This window comes from Mycobacterium sp. IS-3022, from assembly GCF_001500065.1.
In the GTDB taxonomy this organism is placed as follows: domain Bacteria; phylum Actinomycetota; class Actinomycetes; order Mycobacteriales; family Mycobacteriaceae; genus Mycobacterium.
The window spans coordinates 69,791-82,671 of sequence record NZ_LQIN01000001.1; the positions used below are offsets into that span (position 1 = coordinate 69,791).

Here is a 12,881-nt window from a genome sequence, read left to right on the forward strand (position 1 = left end):
GGAGGCGTGCCAGAGCGGCCGAATGGGGCTCACTGCTAATGAGTTGTCGCCCTCAAAGGCGACCGGAGGTTCAAATCCTCTCGCCTCCGCCGCGGCTGACCCGTCAGCCATACAACTCAAGATTGACCAGGCGCCCGTAGCTCAACGGATAGAGCATCTGACTACGGATCAGAAGGTTAGGGGTTCGAATCCCTTCGGGCGCGCTTTTTCTTGCCGCCGAACCTGAAGTTTTTCTCGAGTTCCAGCCCAGACTTCGCACACAAGCTCAGGTTCGGCGTCGGCATCGCCACCACTAGATTGGCCGGTATGCGGCTGCTGCTCATCGCCGATACCCATGTCCCCAAGCGCGCCCGAGATCTGCCCGCCAGAGTGTGGGACGAAGTGTCGAAGGCCGACGTCGTCGTCCATGCCGGCGACTGGGTCGAGCCGTCGCTGCTGGACACTCTGGAGGCCCGCGCCACGCGACTGGTCGCATGCTGGGGCAACAACGACGGCGCCGAACTACGAAGGCGACTGCCCGAACGCGCCGACGTGACGCTCGACGGCCTGCGGTTCACCGTCGTCCACGAGACCGGCGCGGCGACCGGTCGCGAGGCGCGGATGGCCAAGGCGTACCCCGACACCGACGTCCTGGTGTTCGGCCACAGTCACATACCGTGGGACACGACGGCGAAAACCGGTCTGCGCCTGCTCAATCCCGGCTCACCGACCGACCGTCGCCGCCAGCCTTACTGCACCTATATGACGGCGACGGTGCGTAACGCCACGCTGACCGACGTCGTCTTGCACACCTTGGACCGCCATGCGTGACCGACCGGCGCGAGTGGCCGACGTGCACGAGATCGCCGCGTCGATGCCGCACACCAAACGCATCGAGGGTCCCAAGGGCAACCCGATCTACCAGGTGGGCGGCAAGTCGTTCGTGTTCTTCCGCACCCCGCAACCCGACGCCGAAGACCCCGAGACGGGCGAACGCTACACCGATGTGATCATGATCTGGGTGGAGTCGGAAATGGACAAGCTGGCGCTCGTTCAAGACTCCTCTTCGCCGTTCTTCACCACCGACCGCTTCGAGGGGCACCCGTCGGTTCTGGTGCGGGCCAGCAGGTTACCCGAGATCGGCAAGGTGGAGCTGACCGAACTGATTCAGGACGCGTGGCTGTCGCGGGCGTCGCGCCGGCGGGCGGATCAGTGGCTCGCCGAGCACCAGAGTTAGGGCACGATCACGTCGGCGTGCTCAGCGCCGCAGATGAAAACGGCCATGCGGGCAGGCTTGTCGCCCGGGTTCTTCCACCGGTGCCGCGTGCCGTTCTGCACCACCGTGTCACCCGGGTGCAACGTCACCTCGGCGCCGTCGTCGAGCTCGAGCACCACCGTGCCGTCGAGAACCACCTCGAAGTCGACGGTGGGAGTGGTATGCATGCCCGGATCGGTGTAGTCCATGTAACCCAGCATCCCGGGCAGTTTCTCCTCCATCTCGGCCATCGCTTCGTCGACGTCGAGACCAGCCGGCGCCTCGGCGGTGTGCGAAGGCGGCAGCGTCAGCATCGCGAACCGGAATCCACCGACGGGCGGGAAGTAATTGCGCCACTGCGGCATCGAGCCGTCATCGGGGAATCGGCAAGGTTCGTCGCCGCCCCACAACAGATGGTTCTCGAAGCCCCGCATCAACATGGTCTCGATGGGGGCAACGTGAGTGTCGCTGACGAAAACGGACTTCCCGGACGGGTCGTGCCCGGTCACCACTCGGCGTACGTGCATGGGCTCAGTGAACCAGCCACACGCCGATGCCGGGGTGGATATGGCGCGACCCGACTCAGGGAATGCCGCCGTCGACGCGGATGATCGAGCCCGACGTATAGCTCGACGCATCCGACATCAGATACAGTGCGGCGCCGACGATCTCGGGTGGCTCACCGAGTCGCTTCAAAGCGAAATGCTGCGCGCCCGCCGTCGTCGCCGGAATGTCCCAGGCCTTGCTGATGTCGGTGAGGAACGGGCCGGGCATCAGCGTGTTGACCCGCACCGTCGGGCCGTACGCCAGCGCGAGCCCCTCGGTCAACGCGTTGAGGCCCGCCTTGGCCGCCGAGTACGGCAGCTGCTCAGGGCGGGGCCGGCGCGAACCGCTCGAGCTGACGTTGACGATCGAGCCGCCACCGTCGGCGACCATCCGTTCGCCGACGAGGGCGGACAACCGGAACGGGCCCTTCAGGTTGAGGTTGATCACCGCATCGAACAGCTTCTCCGGCACCGACACCAGTGACTCGTACAGCGGTGACATGCCGGCGTTGTTCACCAGGACGTCGACCTTGCCGAACCGTTCATAGGCCGCGCCGACCAAACCGTCGAGCTCATCCCACCGCCCGACGTGCACCTGATACGGGAGCGCGGCGCGGCCCGTCGCCGCAGCGATCTCCTCGGCCGTCGCCACGCAGGAGTCGTACTTGCGGCTGGCGATCACCACATCGGCGCCGCAGCGCGCGGCGGCGAACGCCATCTCCCGGCCCAGCCCGCGGCTGCCGCCGGTGATCAGCACGACGCGGTCGGTCAGGTCGAACAGTTGGTCGGCGTAACCCATCAGACCGCGCGGCGACTTACGCCTTGGCGGCCTCACGACGTTCGCGGCGAATGTCCTGAGCCTTTTCGACCGCCGTCTGGATTTCAGCGAACACGGTCTCGACATCGGTCTCCCCTCCACGGAGAGACATCGACATCGAGGCCGAGTCTGTACCGCGCAGGGTGTATTTCGGCCGTCCGCCATGGATCAGGGAGTTCTCGACAAAGTCGCCCGAAGCGATGTCGTCTTCGTCGGTCTCGGCACTGATGAGGACGATTTCCGTCTCTGTTCCGCCGACCGATGCGATGCTTGTCGTCATTCCCGCGAACTCCCTTTCTGAGGATGCCGAGGCTAGTCTTCGCCCTGCACCTACGTCAACGTTGCCGGTACACGTAGCGGGCATACTTTCCGAGCAACACGAACGTGATGATCGCGGTGCTCAGCGTGGAGGAGAACACCAGCGACGCCCACAAGACATCCACGATTTCCAGAGTGTCGGCGAGAGGCGTGCCCCACCGCACGCCGAACGGCAGCTGTAGGTGTGCTCCGTCCCACGAAAAGGCCTCGTTGCGGCCAAGAGCAACAGCAGCGAATGCGACGGCCAACACCGCGTTGAGAAGCGTCCAAGCAATGAGGGCTAGGGCCGGTAGAGATACGCGGGCGATCGACGAGGTGGTGAACTTCGTCAAGAACCACGCCGAGATGAGCGCGGGAACGGTGAAGATGACGGTCGTCCACACTGGCGGGATACCGGTGCTGCTACCCAAAATCTCTGCATAGAACAGTCCCACAGTCCAGACAATGAACCCAACGTAAAGTGATAGCAATAACGTCGGCAGGAGGATGCCGGGCAGGCGTTCCCTGAACTCGATGTCAAGCGCTGGTACGACGCTGCTCTGTCGCTTTTCGGTTTCGTCGACAAGACCGAGACGCCAGATTGCGCGGAAGTATCCGTGGGCCCGCGAGCCGCCGAGGCCTGTCACGCTGAGTCGCGGCGACACAAATCCCTTCGCTAGAGTGTCGAGCTTGCGGTTTCGCGTGGCATTTCGTCGCTTGGGCCAGGCCCGCGGTGATGCGTCGACCAAACCGATATCGGCGTCGTAGAAATACAACCCATCTGCCGCTTCCAGTTCTAAGTGATAACTGTCGGTCTCCCTGGCGAATGGCAGCGGATAAGTCAGTTTCCTTGGTGTCATGCCGAGCAGCCCGCGCACCTTTTCGCTGAGATTCGGCTGCCGTGTCGCCGGCGCAAGGTGGCGATGGGTGATCCGGTTCCAGGACGGTTTGTCGACGTTGCCCTTGCCAGGAACTAGGAGACTGCACCAAATGATCTGGTTGCGGCATAGGTCACTGAGCAAGAAGACGAGCTCGTCGATTTTCGCCTCAGCCTCCGGGTTCACCTGCAGGAGCCCAGCCCGAAGCGAGTCGAGGTAATCCCTCAAGCGCAGTTCACGCCGTCCGTGGCATCGCGATTTGCCGCATTCGGGACACTGTGCAGGCGACTGCGCTTGCACTGCATGATCAGAAATCACCCCCCTTGCGATCGAGAAGAAAACGTTTTCGAGGGCCTGGTCGGCTTTCACGTCGTCCCCGTCACCGGACACCACCTCCGTGTAGTTGGTGTGCACGACGGCGAGCATGATGGCCCTCGCGTCACGCAGACTCAGCGTCGACCAATCGTCGCCGTCGACCGCCACCGACAAGTTGGTGAGGATCGCGCCCTTTTCGGCACGGTGCACGACTGCGACTTGCTCGTATGGCGCATCGTCGCGCACTTGGTCAACCCGACGGATGTAGGTGTTTTCGTCGTACAGATCCATCGGTGTGATCGTGTGTCCAATGCGCGGCGTGACCAGCCAAGGGGAAGTGAGATGCAAATTGGCAAATGCGACCGTGCGCTTGTCGGGAAACCGTTCATCGCAGTGGTTGAGGAGGTCGTAGACGATCATGGGCATGTAATTTGTAGGCGAATCTGCCCGCCCACACGCGTCGTGATTCGGGGCGTGGACGGGCTGATTGGTCGTGCGTGAGTTACGGTTCCGGCGAACACCGCGTGAGATGCGCCACCAGATGAGCGCTACAAATGTCAAAGCAAGACCGATGAGCGTCCACGGGTTCGGTCGGTTCTCGTACTCGATGAACGTTCCCGCTCCCTCATTGCGCGGGATCAGCCCGAAAACCAGAAACACTGCAGTGACGGCTGCTGAGACGAGCAGTATGCCATTGACCGCAGCCCGAACGCGTGCCCGGACGTCGGTGGTAGGGCGTTTCAGCACAGTTCCTTCGCCGGTCTCTCCGGCGCTGGGAAGCCCGAACGCGGCGATGGGCAACTCATGTGCGGCGAGTACCTCGCCGGCTGAGCCGGCCATGCGCCGCACCATATCGTGACACTGGCGCCACCGAGCGCAAGAGAGAGGCGGGTCATCGCGAAATATGCAGTTGCTCATCATCCGACACGCGCTGCCCCTGCGCAGCGAGCCCGGCCAGGGCTCCGACCCCGACCTCTCCGAAGAAGGTGTCGAACAGGCCAAACGCCTACCCGATGCGCTCGCCCGGTTCCCGATATCGCGGCTCGTCAGCAGCCCGCAGCGGCGCGCGATCCAAACGGCGCAGCCGGTCGCCGACGCGTTGGGACTCGAAATAGACGTCGACGACCGCCTCGCCGAGTACGACCGCGACCTGTCGCACTACACCCCGGTCGAGGAGATCTCCGAGGAGGACATGCGCCGCCTGGCCAACGGCGAGCTGCCCAGCGGGGTGGACCAGTCGGCGTTCATCACCCGCGTCAAGGCCGGGGTCGCCGACATCGTCAAGGCCGCCGACCGGGAGGACACCGTCGCGCTGTTCAGCCACGGCGGCGTCATCAACGCATTGGTCCACGACGTCATGGGCACCGAGCGCCTGCTGTGCGTGCAGGTCGACTACGCGGGCATCACCCGGCTGCTGTGGTCGTCGTCGCGCGAGACGTTCTTCGTGGCGGGGGTCAACGCGACCGAGCACGTATGGGATCTGCTGCCGAGAAATCAGCAGTGGTAGACAAGTCCGGTGACCACTGAGCCGCGCCCGTCCGTGCCCGCCCGGCTGGAAGGGCTCGACCTCGACGCCCTGGACCGTCACCTCCGTTCGGAAGGCATCCCGCGTTCCGGTGGCCTACGCGCCGAGCTCATCTCCGGCGGCCGGTCCAACCTGACCTTCCTGATCGCCGACGACGCCTCGAAGTGGGTGCTGCGCCGCCCGCCGCTGCACGGGCTCACGCCGTCGGCGCACGACATGGCCCGCGAGTACAAGGTCGTCGCCGCTCTGCAGAACACCGCTGTACCCGTCGCCCGGGCCGTGACCATGCGCAACGACGACTCCGTGCTCGGAGCGCCGTTCCAGATGGTCGAGTACGTGCCGGGCCGCGTCATCCGCCACGCCGACGAACTCGAGGCGCTGGGCGGCAAGGACGAAATCGAGGCGTGCGTGGACGCGCTGATCAAGGTGCTCGCCGACCTGCACGCGCTGGAACCCGAAGAGGTCGGCCTCGGCGACTTCGGCAAGCCCACCGGATACCTCGAACGACAGGTCAAGCGCTGGGGCGGCCAGTGGGAGCTGGTGCGCCGCGACATCAATGGAGGGGACGAACGCGACGGCGACGTCAAGCGGCTGCACTCGGCGCTGGGCGAGGCGATCCCGCCGCAGCGCCGCAGCGCGATCGTGCACGGCGACTATCGCATCGACAACACGATGCTCGACGCCACCGACGCCAGCAAGGTGCTGGCGGTGCTGGACTGGGAGATGTCCACCCTCGGCGACCCGATCAGCGACGCCGCGCTGATGTGCGTCTACCGCCATCCGATGTTCAACCTGGTGCACGCCGACGCGGCGTGGGCATCACCGCTGATCCCGACGGCCGACGAACTGGCGCAACGCTATTCGGTGGCATCCGGCGAGCCGCTGGACCACTGGGACTTCTACATGGGGCTGGCGTACTTCAAGCTGGCGATCATCGCCGCGGGCATCGCCTACCGCGGCCGGGTGGGCGGCGCGGACGCGGAGTTCGTCACCATGGTCGACGACGCGGTGGCGCCGTTGATCGCCGCGGGCCTCGAATCGGTCTCGCGCCGAGCGTGAGACCAGTGCGAGCGAGGCCCAAAGGCCTACGGCCGTGGACCCAGTCCCTTGAAATTCTTCTTGGCCGCGCGACGCAGCTGAACGATTCTGGCCGTGCCTGCCGCGACAGTCAGCAACCCGCCACACACGGCGGCCAACAGAATCGCCACGCCGACAGGCAAATGCCACTCCCACGCGAAGAAGTTGATGGTCGTCGAGTCGGTGTTCTGCATGATGAACACCAACAACACGATCAGGATCACGAAGCCTGCGAACAACGCCGACCACAGCGCCGCGGCGCGGGTGAACTTCACCGCCGACTCCGGTTTTACGAGGTAGTCACCCGGGGTCGCGGTCGGATCGGGTGGTGTCCCGCGCGAGGACTCCGGCGAGGGGACGGACGGCGGCACTTCAGCGGGATCGCTGGTCATGCCCACATCTTTGCCCGTTCCGGCACTCGGGAAACCCAGTTCGGAGAATCGCGGCGAGATTCGGGCTGAAACAAACCCGGGTGGAGCTGCGGTGCGGTGGATAGTTTGGGCTTATGACAGCCTCGTCCGCGGCCCCGCGACGCCGGCACCGTCCTTTCGTTGTTCTCGTCCTGGTCGCGGGAATGCTGTCGGCCTGCGGAAGCTCCAACCCGCTCGGCGGGGGCGAGATCTCCGGTGACCTCAAGACGATCGCCGTCGGGTCGGCGGACTTCACGGAGTCCAAGATCATCGCCGAGATCTACGCCCAGGCGCTGGAGGCCAACGACTTCACCGTGCGCCGCCAGTTCGGCATCGGCAGCCGCGAGACCTACGTCCCTGCCGTGCAGGATCACTCCATCGATCTCATCCCCGAGTACACCGGCAACCTGCTGCAGTATTTCGACGAGGACACCACCGCCACCACTCCCGACGAGGTGTTGCTGGCGCTGTTCGAGGTGCTTCCCGGCGACCTGTCGATCCTGAATCCGTCGCCGGCGCAGGACAAGGACACCCTCGCGGTGACGGAGGCGACCGCGCAGCGGTGGAACCTCAAGACCATCGGTGATCTGGCCGAGCATTCCGCCGAGGTCAAAGTCGGTGCGCCGTCTGAGTTTCAGACGCGCGTCACCGGGCTGGTCGGGCTCAAGGACGAATACGGCCTGGACATCGCACCCGCGAACTTCGTCGCGATCAGCGACGGCGGCGGCCCGGCGACCGTCGATGCCCTCAACAGCGGGGCGGTCACCGCCGCCAACATCTTCAGCACCTCACCGGCGATCGAGCAGAACAACCTCGTCGTCCTCGAGGACCCCGAGAACGTCTTCCTCTCCGCCAACGTGGTGCCGCTGGTGGCGTCGCAGAAGAAGTCCACTCAGCTCAAGACGGTGCTCGACGCGGTCAGCGCGAAACTCACCACCGAGGCGTTGACAGCGCTCAACACCTCGGTGGAGGGCAACCGGGGCCTCGACCCCGATGAAGCGGCCCGAAAGTGGATCGCCGACAACGGATTCGACAAGCCGGTGGGCAGTTGATCACGTTCTCCGACGTCACGAAGCGCTACCCGGACGGCACCGTCGCGGTCGACGACCTCACCCTGGAGGTACCCGAGGGCACGCTGACGGTCTTCGTCGGTCCGTCGGGCTGCGGCAAGACCACCTCGATGCGGATGATCAACCGGATGATCGAGCCGACCTCGGGCACGCTGACAGTCGACGGCCGGGACGTCAGCGAGGTGGATCCGGTCAAGCTGCGGCTCGGCATCGGTTACGTGATCCAGAGCGCCGGGCTCATGCCGCACCTGCGGGTCGTCGACAACGTGGCCACCGTGCCGGTGCTCCGCGGCCAATCTCGGCGCAGCGCAAGACGATCCGCACTGCAGGTGATGGAACGGGTGGGGCTGGACACCAAACTCGCCGACCGCTATCCCGCCCAGCTCTCGGGCGGTCAGCAACAGCGCGTCGGGGTGGCCCGGGCGCTGGCCGCGGACCCACCGATCCTGTTGATGGACGAGCCGTTCAGCGCCGTCGACCCGGTGGTGCGCGAGGACCTGCAGGCCGAAATCGTGCGGCTGCACGGCGAATTGCGCAAGACCATCGTGTTCGTCACCCACGACATCGACGAGGCGGTCAAGCTCGGCGACAAGGTGGCGGTGTTCGGCCGCGGCGGCGTGCTGCGCCAGTACGCCGACCCGGCGTTCGTGCTGTCCAACCCCGCCGACGAGGAGGTGGCCGCGTTCGTCGGCGCCGACCGCGGCTACCGCGGCCTGCAGTTCTTCCACGCCACCGGACTGCCGCTGCACGACATCGACCACGTCTCCGAGGACCAGGTGGACGGGCTGAGCCTGCAACCGGGTGCGTGGACGCTGGTCACCAAGGGAAACGGCAAGCCGTACGCGTGGATCAACGCCGACGGCGTGGCGCTGCACCGCAACGGAAGTTCGCTGCACGACAGCACCATCGGCGGCGGATCGCTGTTCCGGCCGGACGGCACGCTGCGGCATGCGCTCGACGCGGCGCTGTCCTCGCCGAGCGGCCTGGGCGTCGCAGTCGACGAGCACGGAGGGGTGATCGGCGGGGTGAAGGCCGACGACGTGCTGGCCGCACTCGACAAGCAGCGTCGCCTGCCGGAGTTGGGGTAGCGCATGCGCTATCTGCTCACCCACCTCGATGACCTGTGGGCGTTGACGCTGATCCATCTGCGGCTGTCGCTGATCCCGATCGTGCTCGGACTGATCATCGCGGTGCCGTTGGGCGCCGCGGTCCAGCGGACCACCACGCTGCGACGGTTGACCACGATAACCGCCAGCATCGTCTTCACGGTTCCGTCGCTGGCGCTGTTCGTCGTGCTGCCGCTGGTCATCCCGACGCGCATCCTCGACGAGGCGAACGTGATCGTCGCGCTGACGCTCTACACCGTCGCGCTGCTCGTGCGAGCGGTGCCCGAGGCCTTGGACGCGGTGTCGCCGACGGTACTCGACGCCGCGACGGCGGTCGGCTACCGGCCCTTGACCCGGATGATCAAAGTCGAACTGCCGCTGGCGCTTCCGGTTCTGACAGCCAGTCTGCGGGTGGTCGCCGTCACCAACATCTCGATGGTGTCCGTCGGTTCTGTGATCGGCATCGGCGGGCTGGGCACCTGGTTCACCGAGGGTTATCAGGCCAACAAGAGCGATCAGATCGTCGCGGGCATCATCGCGATCTTCCTGCTGGCGATCCTCATCGACACGTTGATCATGCTGTCGGGCAAGGCGCTCACACCCTGGACGCGCGCCACGCGCACGAGCCGAGTCAAGGCGGTCTCCGCGTGAGCCCGATGAGCTTCTTGACCGAGGCGCTGTCGTATATCTTCACCGCGGCCAACTGGGGCGGACCGGCCGGGCTGACCGCCCGCCTGCTCGAACACCTGCTGTACACGGTCGTCGCGGTGTTCTTCTCGGCCCTCGTCGCGGTCCCGATCGGGATGCTCATCGGCCACACCGGCCGCGGGATCTTCCTGGTGGTCACCGGGGTCAACGCATTGCGGGCGCTTCCGACGCTCGGCGTCCTGCTGCTCGGCGTGCTGCTGTGGGGTCTGGGCCTCATACCGCCGACGGTCGCGTTGATGTTGCTGGGTATCCCGCCACTGCTGGCAGGCACCTACGCCGGAATCGCCAACGTCGATCACGCGGTCGTCGACGCCGCGCGGGCGATGGGCATGACCGAGCGGCGCATCCTGCTGCGGGTGGAGGCGCCGATCGCGTTGCCGTTGATCCTCAGCGGGTTGCGCACCGCCACACTGCAGATCGTGGCCACCGCAACGGTTGCCGCGTACGCCAGCCTCGGCGGGCTGGGCCGCTACCTCATCGACGGCATCAAGGTGCGGCAGTTCCAACTGGCGTTGGTCGGCGCACTGATGGTGACGGCGCTGGCGTTGCTCCTCGACGCCGCGCTCGCATTCGCAGTGTGGGTTTCGGTACCGGGGACCGGTCGGCTCAGGAGATCGCCGATGCCCCAGCCGCTGCTCAGTGACGAAGTCGTCCTCGAATCCCGACCGCGCGCAACATCACAGAACGCCGGCAAAACCGCCGCCCAAGCACGTTACGAACGGGGCGATCCTTCGCATACGGTATAGGGGTGAGTGAAGCAGGTGGCTCCGAGAAGTCATGGCCGGCGATCCTGACCTGGCGGGCGCATGACGTACCGCGGATGGAATCGGTCCGGCTTCATGTGTCGGGCAACCGCATCAAGGCCTACGGCAGGATCGTGGCCGCCGCGACGCCGTCGCACCCGGCGTTCTCGGCCTCCTACGATCTGGTGACCGACGAGGCCGGTGCCACCAAGCGGCTTTCGATGACGGTCACACTCGCCGAGCGGGAACGGCAGCTGTCGATCGCTCGCGACGAAGAGAACATGTGGCTGGTCCAGCAGCACACCGGCGAGTCCCGACGCGCCGCGTACGACGGTGCGCTCGACGTCGACGTGATCTTCAGCCCGTTCTTCAATGCGCTACCGATCCGGCGCACCCGGCTCTATCAACGCTCGGACTCGATCAGCTGTCCGGTGGTGTACGTGCGACTGCCGGAGATGTCCGTCGAGGCCGCGGTGATCAGCTACAGCAGCGCCGAGGACGGCATCAAACTGCACTCGCCGGTCGCCGAGACGACGATCAGCGTGGACTCCGACGGATTCATCCTCGATTACCCAGGGCTGGCAGAGCGGATCTGATCACCCCGCCGGCGCGGCCCGCGGCGGCGAGTTCCTCGCGCCACCTGTCCTCGCCGACGACGACCGTGACGATCTCCGGCCTGCTGAAGCTGTCATAGCGGATCCGGGCCGCGTGGCCAATTTCGACGAGGTCGGTCAAGGGCTTGTGCTCGGCCAGCGCATCGCGCGCATGGTGCAGCAGACCCAGCGTGCGCTCCAGGACCGGCAGCAGTTCGTCGGCGTTGGCCTCACACATCGCCCGCACCAGATCCGGCGCGGTCGCTGCCACCCGGGTGCCGTCCCGGAAGGACCCCGCCGCCAGAGCGAACGCCAACGGCACCTCTCCCGCGGTCGCGGCGAGCGCCTCGGCCAGCAGGTGCGGCAGGTGCGAGATCGTCGCTGCGGCGGCATCGTGTTCATCCGAGCGGGCCGGGACGACGACTGCGCCGCAGTCCAACGCGAGGTCCATCACCTGGGTCCAGACCTCGGGGTCGACGTGGTCGTCGACGCTGATCACCCAGGGCGCCCCGACGAACAACCGGGCGTTGCCGGCCGCCCAACCGGAGTGCGCCGTGCCCGCCATCGGATGGCCTCCGACGAACCGCTCCAGCAGTCCGAACGACTGAACCTCCTGCAGCACAGCGGTTTTCACGCTGGTCACATCGGTCAGGGGACATCCCGGCGCCGTTTCGCGGATGCGGCCGAGCATCTGGGCCAGTGCGGGCACCGGGACCGCCAGCACGATCAGCGCATTGCCTGCCGCCGCGCGACCGAGCGTGGCATCGAGGTCTTCGCTGGCGTCGAACCCGTCGGCCACCGCCGCCTGGACGGCCTCCAGTGACCGGTTGTACCCGAAGACCTCGCGTCCGGCGGCCGCCGCCGCACGCATCACCGAACCCCCGATCAGCCCGAGGCCGACCACGCAAACCGGTGTGTTCGTCACCCTTCAAGGTTGGCACATCGAGGGCCATCGACCGCCGTCAGGCTTGGCGCCTTTTCCTGGTCAAGGGCATGGTCGGCGACTACCGTAGGCCGACATGGGAGCACAGCGTGCGCCGGCGCGGGAGCAGTCCGTCGAGACCCCCGACGGCTTCGGCGTGGCGGTCGTCCGGGAGGACGGCAAGTGGCGTTGCGCACCGCTGCGCCGCGCGGCGCTGAGCAGCCTGACCGCCGCCGAGACCGAGCTCCGCGAGATACGCAGTGCCGGAGCGGTGTTCGGGCTGCTCGACATCGACGATGAGTTCTTTGTGATCGTGCGGCCCGCACCGGCGGGCACGCGGTTGTTGCTCTCGGATGCCACCGCGGCGCTGGACTACGACATCGCCGCCGAGGCGCTGGAAAAGCTCGACGCCGACATCGAGCCCGAGGAACTCGAGGAGGCCGAACCCTTCGAGGAGGGCGACCTGGGCCTGCTGTCCGACGTCGGCCTGCCGGAGGCGGTGCTCGGCGTCATCCTCGACGAATCCGATCTCTACGCCGACGAACAATTGGGCAGGATCGCGCGGGAGATGGGATTCGCCGACGAACTGTCGGCGGTGCTGGATCGTCTGGGTCGGTGAACCGACAAAAGGCTGGGGTCGG

General features: G+C 66.2%; 16 protein-coding genes and 2 tRNA genes. 12 read left to right on the plus strand and 6 right to left on the minus strand.

Features of this window, described 5'->3' with window-relative positions:
- The 4 genes from AU188_RS00305 (at nt 1) to AU188_RS00320 (ending at nt 1,216) form a co-directional block, all read left to right on the plus strand.
- Nucleotides 1-89, plus strand: a tRNA-Ser gene (locus AU188_RS00305).
- A 41-nt stretch (nt 90-130) separates the two neighbouring features.
- Nucleotides 131-203, plus strand: a tRNA-Arg gene (locus AU188_RS00310).
- Between the two features lie 103 nt (nt 204-306).
- Nucleotides 307-810 (plus strand): metallophosphoesterase family protein, encoded by a 504-nt coding sequence (locus AU188_RS00315; protein WP_059162219.1) that lies wholly within the window; start codon nt 307-309, stop codon nt 808-810.
- Nucleotides 803-1,216 carry an MmcQ/YjbR family DNA-binding protein gene (locus AU188_RS00320; RefSeq protein WP_059161750.1) on the plus strand — a complete coding sequence of 138 codons (414 nt, stop codon included), beginning with the start codon at nt 803-805 and terminating at the stop codon, nt 1,214-1,216. The genes AU188_RS00315 and AU188_RS00320 overlap by 8 nt, the downstream gene beginning before the upstream one ends.
- Here AU188_RS00320 and AU188_RS00325 read toward each other — a convergent pair.
- Genes AU188_RS00325 through AU188_RS00340 form a run of 4 tightly spaced genes read right to left on the minus strand, consistent with a single transcriptional unit; the run spans nt 1,213 to nt 4,926 of the window.
- A complete protein-coding gene (locus AU188_RS00325; RefSeq protein WP_059101823.1) occupies nt 1,213-1,761 on the minus strand; it encodes a cupin domain-containing protein in 549 nt (182 codons plus the stop codon). The two genes, AU188_RS00320 and AU188_RS00325, sit on opposite strands and share 4 nt — an antisense overlap.
- A gap of 55 nt (nt 1,762-1,816) precedes the next feature.
- The gene (locus tag AU188_RS00330; protein ID WP_059161751.1) at nt 1,817-2,578 is read right to left on the minus strand and encodes an SDR family NAD(P)-dependent oxidoreductase; all 762 of its coding nucleotides are present in this window, start codon (nt 2,576-2,578) and stop codon (nt 1,817-1,819) included.
- Between the two features lie 16 nt (nt 2,579-2,594).
- Nucleotides 2,595-2,876, minus strand: coding sequence for a hypothetical protein (locus AU188_RS00335; RefSeq protein ID WP_059161752.1), 282 nt, complete (start codon nt 2,874-2,876; stop codon nt 2,595-2,597).
- Nucleotides 2,877-2,931: 55 nt separating this feature from the next.
- Nucleotides 2,932-4,926 carry a hypothetical protein gene (locus AU188_RS00340; protein ID WP_156426519.1) on the minus strand — a complete coding sequence of 665 codons (1,995 nt, stop codon included), beginning with the start codon at nt 4,924-4,926 and terminating at the stop codon, nt 2,932-2,934.
- Between the two features lie 64 nt (nt 4,927-4,990).
- Here AU188_RS00340 and AU188_RS00345 point away from each other — a divergent pair, with 64 nt between their 5' ends.
- On the plus strand, nt 4,991-5,593 hold the full coding sequence (locus AU188_RS00345) for a histidine phosphatase family protein (RefSeq protein WP_059161754.1): 603 nt from the start codon (nt 4,991-4,993) through the stop codon (nt 5,591-5,593).
- 9 nt (nt 5,594-5,602) lie between these two features.
- Nucleotides 5,603-6,670, plus strand: a complete 1,068-nt coding sequence (locus AU188_RS00350; protein WP_502687571.1) for a phosphotransferase family protein — start codon at nt 5,603-5,605, stop codon at nt 6,668-6,670.
- A 26-nt stretch (nt 6,671-6,696) separates the two neighbouring features.
- On the opposite strand, the gene AU188_RS00355 is transcribed toward AU188_RS00350, so the two are convergent.
- Nucleotides 6,697-7,080, minus strand: coding sequence for a LapA family protein (locus AU188_RS00355; RefSeq protein ID WP_059101876.1), 384 nt, complete (start codon nt 7,078-7,080; stop codon nt 6,697-6,699).
- A 113-nt stretch (nt 7,081-7,193) separates the two neighbouring features.
- On the opposite strand from AU188_RS00355, the gene AU188_RS00360 reads away from it, so the two are divergent.
- From AU188_RS00360 to AU188_RS00380, 5 genes are read left to right on the plus strand one after another with little or no spacing between them, the layout of a single operon-like run.
- Complete coding sequence (locus AU188_RS00360) at nt 7,194-8,150, plus strand: ABC transporter substrate-binding protein (RefSeq protein WP_059161755.1); 957 nt, start codon at nt 7,194-7,196, stop codon at nt 8,148-8,150.
- Nucleotides 8,147-9,256 (plus strand): ABC transporter ATP-binding protein, encoded by a 1,110-nt coding sequence (locus AU188_RS00365; RefSeq protein WP_059161756.1) that lies wholly within the window; start codon nt 8,147-8,149, stop codon nt 9,254-9,256. The genes AU188_RS00360 and AU188_RS00365 overlap by 4 nt, the downstream gene beginning before the upstream one ends.
- A 3-nt stretch (nt 9,257-9,259) precedes the next feature.
- Entirely contained in the window at nt 9,260-9,925 is a 666-nt protein-coding gene (locus tag AU188_RS00370) for an ABC transporter permease (protein ID WP_059161757.1), read from the plus strand.
- 5 nt (nt 9,926-9,930) lie between these two features.
- Nucleotides 9,931-10,728 (plus strand): ABC transporter permease, encoded by a 798-nt coding sequence (locus tag AU188_RS00375; protein ID WP_059161758.1) that lies wholly within the window; start codon nt 9,931-9,933, stop codon nt 10,726-10,728.
- Nucleotides 10,729-10,730: 2 nt separating this feature from the next.
- Nucleotides 10,731-11,321, plus strand: a complete 591-nt coding sequence (locus AU188_RS00380) for a putative glycolipid-binding domain-containing protein (RefSeq protein ID WP_059161759.1) — start codon at nt 10,731-10,733, stop codon at nt 11,319-11,321.
- On the opposite strand, the gene AU188_RS00385 is transcribed toward AU188_RS00380, so the two are convergent.
- Nucleotides 11,284-12,243, minus strand: a complete 960-nt coding sequence (locus tag AU188_RS00385) for a prephenate dehydrogenase (protein ID WP_172799343.1) — start codon at nt 12,241-12,243, stop codon at nt 11,284-11,286. The two genes, AU188_RS00380 and AU188_RS00385, sit on opposite strands and share 38 nt — an antisense overlap.
- A gap of 94 nt (nt 12,244-12,337) precedes the next feature.
- Here AU188_RS00385 and AU188_RS00390 point away from each other — a divergent pair, with 94 nt between their 5' ends.
- A complete protein-coding gene (locus tag AU188_RS00390) occupies nt 12,338-12,859 on the plus strand; it encodes a tRNA adenosine deaminase-associated protein (RefSeq protein ID WP_059161760.1) in 522 nt (173 codons plus the stop codon).
- Nucleotides 12,860-12,881 lie beyond the last annotated feature (22 nt).

Excerpts from the sequence above, each read along its gene's own strand:
- AU188_RS00315 (WP_059162219.1), top strand. The coding sequence starts at position 307 with ATGCGGCTGCTGCTCATCGCCGATACCCATGTCCCCAAGCGCGCCCGA.
- AU188_RS00320 (WP_059161750.1), top strand. The coding sequence starts at position 803 with ATGCGTGACCGACCGGCGCGAGTGGCCGACGTGCACGAGATCGCCGCG.
- AU188_RS00325 (WP_059101823.1), bottom strand. The coding sequence starts at position 1,761 with ATGCACGTACGCCGAGTGGTGACCGGGCACGACCCGTCCGGGAAGTCC.
- AU188_RS00330 (WP_059161751.1), bottom strand. The coding sequence starts at position 2,578 with ATGGGTTACGCCGACCAACTGTTCGACCTGACCGACCGCGTCGTGCTG.
- AU188_RS00335 (WP_059161752.1), bottom strand. The coding sequence starts at position 2,876 with ATGACGACAAGCATCGCATCGGTCGGCGGAACAGAGACGGAAATCGTC.
- AU188_RS00340 (WP_156426519.1), bottom strand. The coding sequence starts at position 4,926 with ATGGCCGGCTCAGCCGGCGAGGTACTCGCCGCACATGAGTTGCCCATC.
- AU188_RS00345 (WP_059161754.1), top strand. The coding sequence starts at position 4,991 with ATGCAGTTGCTCATCATCCGACACGCGCTGCCCCTGCGCAGCGAGCCC.
- AU188_RS00355 (WP_059101876.1), bottom strand. The coding sequence starts at position 7,080 with ATGACCAGCGATCCCGCTGAAGTGCCGCCGTCCGTCCCCTCGCCGGAG.
- AU188_RS00360 (WP_059161755.1), top strand. The coding sequence starts at position 7,194 with ATGACAGCCTCGTCCGCGGCCCCGCGACGCCGGCACCGTCCTTTCGTT.
- AU188_RS00370 (WP_059161757.1), top strand. The coding sequence starts at position 9,260 with ATGCGCTATCTGCTCACCCACCTCGATGACCTGTGGGCGTTGACGCTG.
- AU188_RS00375 (WP_059161758.1), top strand. The coding sequence starts at position 9,931 with ATGAGCTTCTTGACCGAGGCGCTGTCGTATATCTTCACCGCGGCCAAC.
- AU188_RS00390 (WP_059161760.1), top strand. The coding sequence starts at position 12,338 with ATGGGAGCACAGCGTGCGCCGGCGCGGGAGCAGTCCGTCGAGACCCCC.